Here is a 4,147-nt window from a genome sequence, read left to right on the forward strand (position 1 = left end):
GCTCCAGACGTACACGGACTCGCGGCGCAACGCGGCCCTCCACGGAGCGGGCAACCTCGTGATCACGGCCCGGCGCGAGGCGGACGGCTCGTACACCTCGGCACGGCTCAAGACCGAGGGCACCTCGACGGCGCAGTACGGCCGGATCGAGGCACGCATCCGGATCCCCCGGGGACAGGGGATCTGGCCGGCGTTCTGGATGCTCGGCGCCGACATCGGGTCGGTCGGTTGGCCGGCCTGCGGTGAGATCGACGTGATGGAGAACGTCGGGCACGAACCGGCGGTGGTGCACGGCACGGTGCACGGACCGGGGTACTCCGGCGCGCAGGGCGTGTCGGCCGCCTACCGGAACCCGACGGGAGCCGCGTTCGCCGACGGCTTCCACGTGTTCAGCGTCGACTGGCGCCCCGACGCCGTCACCTGGACGGTCGACGGCACCGCCTACCGGACGGTGACCCGACAGGACGTCGGGCCGAACCCGTGGGTGTTCGACAAGCCGTTCTTCGTCGTGCTCAACGTCGCCGTCGGTGGGTCGTGGCCCGGCTCGCCCGATGCGTCGACCCGCTTCCCGCAGCAGATGACCGTCGACTGGGTGCGGGTCTCCAGCAACGCCTGAGCGCCGTCCGAGGCCGATGGGACCGGGCCACCGCTGGGCGCGTCGCGCGTCAGGGTCGACCGCGCCCGTTCCGCGCGATGAGCCACAGGTACGTGCTGTGCCCGATCAGCGCGAGGCCGAAGAACACCGCGGCGACGGCGTAGACACGGTCGAGCTTGCCCTGGCCGATCACGAGCATCACGATGCAGAACACGACGGCCACCGCGAGCACGCCGACCTGCACCGTCGACCAGATCCGTCGGAAGCGCGGCATGCCCGTCTCGTTCACGACTCCATGGTGCCAGACGCGGTCAGTGCTGCCGGAGCGCCTCGATGAGCTCGGCCTTCCGCTTCGACGAGTACCCGGTGAGTCCGAGCTCCTTGGCCCGGCGCTTCAGGTCCGCCACGGTCCAGTCGTCGTAGGAGCCGGACTCCCCGCCCTTCTTCGCGACCGCGTGCTCGCCCCGCGCCGCTGCGGCGTTGCTGATCCGCGCCGCCTTCTCCTTCGAGGCGCCCTCCTTGCGGAGCTCCTCGTACATGTCCGGCTTCTTGAGTTGGTTCGGCATGGCGCACACCGTACGCCCGGGGGTCTCAGTGCTTCTCGGGGTCGTTGCCCCAGTTCATGAGCGAGTACCGCCACGGGGTGTCGTGCACGTCACCCTCGGGCCGCTGCTCGGCGTGCCGGGCGACGTACCCGACGACCTTCCGCATGTGCGCGTAGTCGTCCTTCGTGTAGTCCGCCTGGTGCTTCTCGAGGATCCGGATGATGTGCCGACCGCTGGCGTGCCCGGTCGACTCGCCGCCACCCGGCGGCTTCTGCCCGACGTGCTTCGACTCGTCCGTGTCGAGCCACTTCCGGAGCTCGGATGCCGTCATGTTCACGGCATCGGCGAAGTCCGCGCGGGTCTGCTGGTCGTCATCACTCATCCGACCACCGAACACCGCACTCCTGGAAACGGTTCCAGAGGCCGTCCGGTTCGCTGGGTGGGAACCGATGAGAGGAACCGCACCATGCCCACCGACCAGTACGAGCCCGCCGACCCGCGCACCCGCTACCCCGACGTCCGACCGGAGCCGCAGACGCAAGCCGAGCCGGGCCTCCAGAGCCGCATGGACCCGGTGCCGGACCTCGGCGAGTCGACCTACCGCGGGAGCGGCCGGCTCGCCGGCCGGAAGGCGCTCATCACCGGCGCGGACTCGGGGATCGGCGGCGCGGTCGCCATCGCCTTCGCCCGTGAGGGCGCGGACGTCGCACTCGCCTACCTGCCCGAGGAGCAGTCGGACGCGGACCACGTCATCGAGCAGATCCGTGCCGCCGGCCGGACCGCCGTGCCGGTGCCGGGCGACCTGCGCGACCGGGACTACGCCTCGACGCTCGTCGAGCAGGCCGTCGCCGGACTCGGTGGGCTCGACGCCCTCGTCAGCGTCGCCGGCAAGCAGCGGTGGCAGCCGGTCGTGGAGGACCTGACCGACGAGCAGTTCGAGGCGACGTTCGACGTCAACGTCTTCGGGCTGTTCCGCGTCGTCCGCGCGGCGCTCCCCCACCTGCACCCCGGATCGACGATCACCACGACCGCGTCGATGGAGGCCTACAAGCCCGCTCCCGACCGGCTCGACTACGCCGCATCGAAGGGGGCGATCAACAACCTGTCGAAGGGGCTGTCCCAGGCACTCGTCGAGCGCGGCATCCGCGTCAACATCGTGGCACCCGGGCCGACGTGGACGGTCCTGCAGCCGAGCGGTGGCGTGGACCCGGAGTCACTGCCCGACTTCGGCTCGAGCGAGTCGCCGATGGGCCGCGCCGCACAGCCGGCGGAGCTCGCACCCGCCTACGTCTTCCTCGCCTCGCACGAGTCGAGCTACGTCGCGGGCGAGACCCTCAACGTCAACGGCGGCATGGTCACCCCGTGACGAGACCATCCGGAACCCGTCGGGACCGACACGACCGGGAATGGAACACGTGTCCCCGGCGTACCACCCAGCACCGAACGCGAAGGAGCACCCCATGAGCCACGACCTCCACGAGAGCACGGCCGTCGACGTCCAGCGGACCTGCCTGCCGGCCACGACGCTGTCCGCGCTGCACGACGAGCGCACGCCGTCCTTCGGGCGCTGGCTGGGCCAGATCAACCACCAGGACTGAGCGTCACACCCCCGGAGCGACCGGCGGCCGAGCGGATCCCGACGACGGGGCCTGCTCGGCCGCGCTCGTCCGGGGCGCCCCGTCGGACAGCCCGCCCCCGGCCGCGGTCGCGTCGGCCACCCCGTCGGACGGCCCCCCCGGCCGACGGGGACGCTTCCGTCGCGGACGCCGCCACCGCGACCGCGAGGGCGACGGCCGCCGTGGCGTCGCGGGACGGTCGCGCCGAGGACGGTCCGAGCTCACGGATCCGCCGAGCCGGCACCCCCGCGTACACCCCGCGCGCGGTGAGGCGACCCCGCACCACCGCGCCGGCCGCGACGACCACGTCGTCCTCGATGACGGTGCCCGGCAGGACGACGGCCCGCCCGCCGATCCAGACCCGCTCGCCGATGTCGACCGGCCGTCCCGTGGCCTCGTCGCTCCACGTACCGTCCGCGCCGATCTCGTGGTGGCTCGTCATCACGAGCACCTGCATCCCGATCGCGGAGTGCGCGCCGATCCGGACCGGGGCGACCGCCTCGATCGTGACGTTCCGGTTGAAGTAGACGCCGCGGCCGACCGTGAGGTTCCGCGGATCGCCCGTGAGCGCGTACAGCGGCCCCGGGCTCGACCCGAGGTGCGCACCACCGAGGATCCCGATGACCCGCCGCAGGGCCCGGGGCAGGAACGGCGACCCGAGCAGCAGCGTGAAGAGCGTGTACTCGCGTGCGTGGATGACGTCGTCCCGCAGTCGTGAGCCGAACGTGGACGGAGCCTCGCTGTGTGCGGCCATGCCGCCTCCAGGTCTCGCGGGTGGACGTGTGCGTCCTCGCACACAGCCGGAACGCTAGGTCGCGCCCGGCACGACGGACAACGCGGCAGCCGCGGCGTTGCGCGATTCTTGCGGTGTCCGACCGCCGGTTCCCGCACTGCTACCGTGCTCGCATGTCCTGGGGCCGACGCTACTTCGCGGTCCAGTCGATCGCGGGAGCCGCCTGGTGGATCGCGGTGCCGACCGTCGACGGGGTGCGCACCGCGACGCTCGGCTCGCTCGACCCGGCCCTCGTCGCCGTCGTCGACGTGCCGCTCTTCGTCGTCGCGTCCGCCCTCGCGGCCCTCGGTGTCCGTGCAGCAGCCCTCGTCGCCACCGTCTGGACGGCGCTCGTCGCGGTCGCGCTCGCCGCCTGGGCGACCTGGGCGACCGAGGCCGGCGTCGGCGTGCTCGTCATGCTCGGCGCGACGGTGGGGTCGGCGCTCGCGCTGGCGCTCGTCACGCTCGGCCGGCTCCCCACCGAGTGGTCGACGACCGGCCCGCTCCGGTTCCGCACCGCCGACCCCCGGGCCGGTCGGCGTCGACACGTCCTCGGCACCGTCCTGCAGATCACCGTGTTCTGGGGCCTGTTCCTCGGGGTGCTGCCACTCTCATCGCC

Annotated in this window: 7 protein-coding genes and 1 pseudogene; 4 read left to right on the forward strand and 4 right to left on the reverse strand. The window is 72.3% G+C overall.

Features of this window, described 5'->3' with window-relative positions:
- Positions 1-616, forward strand: a 616-nt coding sequence (locus I5E_RS07830) for a glycoside hydrolase family 16 protein (RefSeq protein ID WP_022906488.1), incomplete at its 5' end; no start/stop codon positions are given.
- Between the two features lie 49 nt (positions 617-665).
- Here I5E_RS07830 and I5E_RS07835 read toward each other — a convergent pair.
- Genes I5E_RS07835 through I5E_RS07845 form a run of 3 tightly spaced genes read right to left on the reverse strand, consistent with a single transcriptional unit; the run spans position 666 to position 1,522 of the window.
- Complete coding sequence (locus tag I5E_RS07835) at positions 666-884, reverse strand: hypothetical protein (protein ID WP_022906489.1); 219 nt, start codon at positions 882-884, stop codon at positions 666-668.
- 22 nt (positions 885-906) lie between these two features.
- Entirely contained in the window at positions 907-1,161 is a 255-nt protein-coding gene (locus I5E_RS07840) for a DUF7218 family protein (protein ID WP_031261845.1), read from the reverse strand.
- Between the two features lie 25 nt (positions 1,162-1,186).
- Positions 1,187-1,522: a DUF3140 domain-containing protein gene (locus I5E_RS07845; RefSeq protein ID WP_031261847.1), complete on the reverse strand. Its 336-nt coding sequence runs from the start codon at positions 1,520-1,522 to the stop codon at positions 1,187-1,189.
- An 84-nt stretch (positions 1,523-1,606) separates the two neighbouring features.
- Here I5E_RS07845 and I5E_RS07850 point away from each other — a divergent pair, with 84 nt between their 5' ends.
- Both I5E_RS07850 and I5E_RS25325 read left to right on the forward strand, forming a co-directional pair.
- Positions 1,607-2,506: an SDR family oxidoreductase gene (locus I5E_RS07850; protein ID WP_022906491.1), complete on the forward strand. Its 900-nt coding sequence runs from the start codon at positions 1,607-1,609 to the stop codon at positions 2,504-2,506.
- A gap of 94 nt (positions 2,507-2,600) precedes the next feature.
- Positions 2,601-2,738, forward strand: coding sequence for a hypothetical protein (locus I5E_RS25325; RefSeq protein WP_187290475.1), 138 nt, complete (start codon positions 2,601-2,603; stop codon positions 2,736-2,738).
- Here I5E_RS25325 and I5E_RS21415 read toward each other — a convergent pair.
- Positions 2,722-3,510 (reverse strand): acyltransferase, encoded by a 789-nt coding sequence (locus I5E_RS21415; protein WP_022906493.1) that lies wholly within the window; start codon positions 3,508-3,510, stop codon positions 2,722-2,724. The genes I5E_RS25325 and I5E_RS21415 overlap by 17 nt on opposite strands.
- A 152-nt stretch (positions 3,511-3,662) precedes the next feature.
- Between I5E_RS21415 and I5E_RS07865 the strand changes: the two are divergent.
- Positions 3,663-4,147 (forward strand): annotated as a pseudogene (locus tag I5E_RS07865) (isoprenylcysteine carboxylmethyltransferase family protein); the annotation flags it as partial.

The organism is Curtobacterium sp. B18 (genome assembly GCF_000333375.1).
Classification (GTDB): Bacteria; Actinomycetota; Actinomycetes; order Actinomycetales; family Microbacteriaceae; genus Curtobacterium.

What these genes read in the sequence shown, in the direction of transcription:
- I5E_RS25325 (WP_187290475.1), top strand. Translation starts at nt 2,601, where the DNA reads ATGAGCCACGACCTCCACGAGAGCACGGCCGTCGACGTCCAGCGGACC.
- I5E_RS07840 (WP_031261845.1), bottom strand. Translation starts at nt 1,161, where the DNA reads ATGCCGAACCAACTCAAGAAGCCGGACATGTACGAGGAGCTCCGCAAG.
- I5E_RS07845 (WP_031261847.1), bottom strand. Translation starts at nt 1,522, where the DNA reads ATGAGTGATGACGACCAGCAGACCCGCGCGGACTTCGCCGATGCCGTG.
- I5E_RS07850 (WP_022906491.1), top strand. Translation starts at nt 1,607, where the DNA reads ATGCCCACCGACCAGTACGAGCCCGCCGACCCGCGCACCCGCTACCCC.
- I5E_RS21415 (WP_022906493.1), bottom strand. Translation starts at nt 3,510, where the DNA reads ATGGCCGCACACAGCGAGGCTCCGTCCACGTTCGGCTCACGACTGCGG.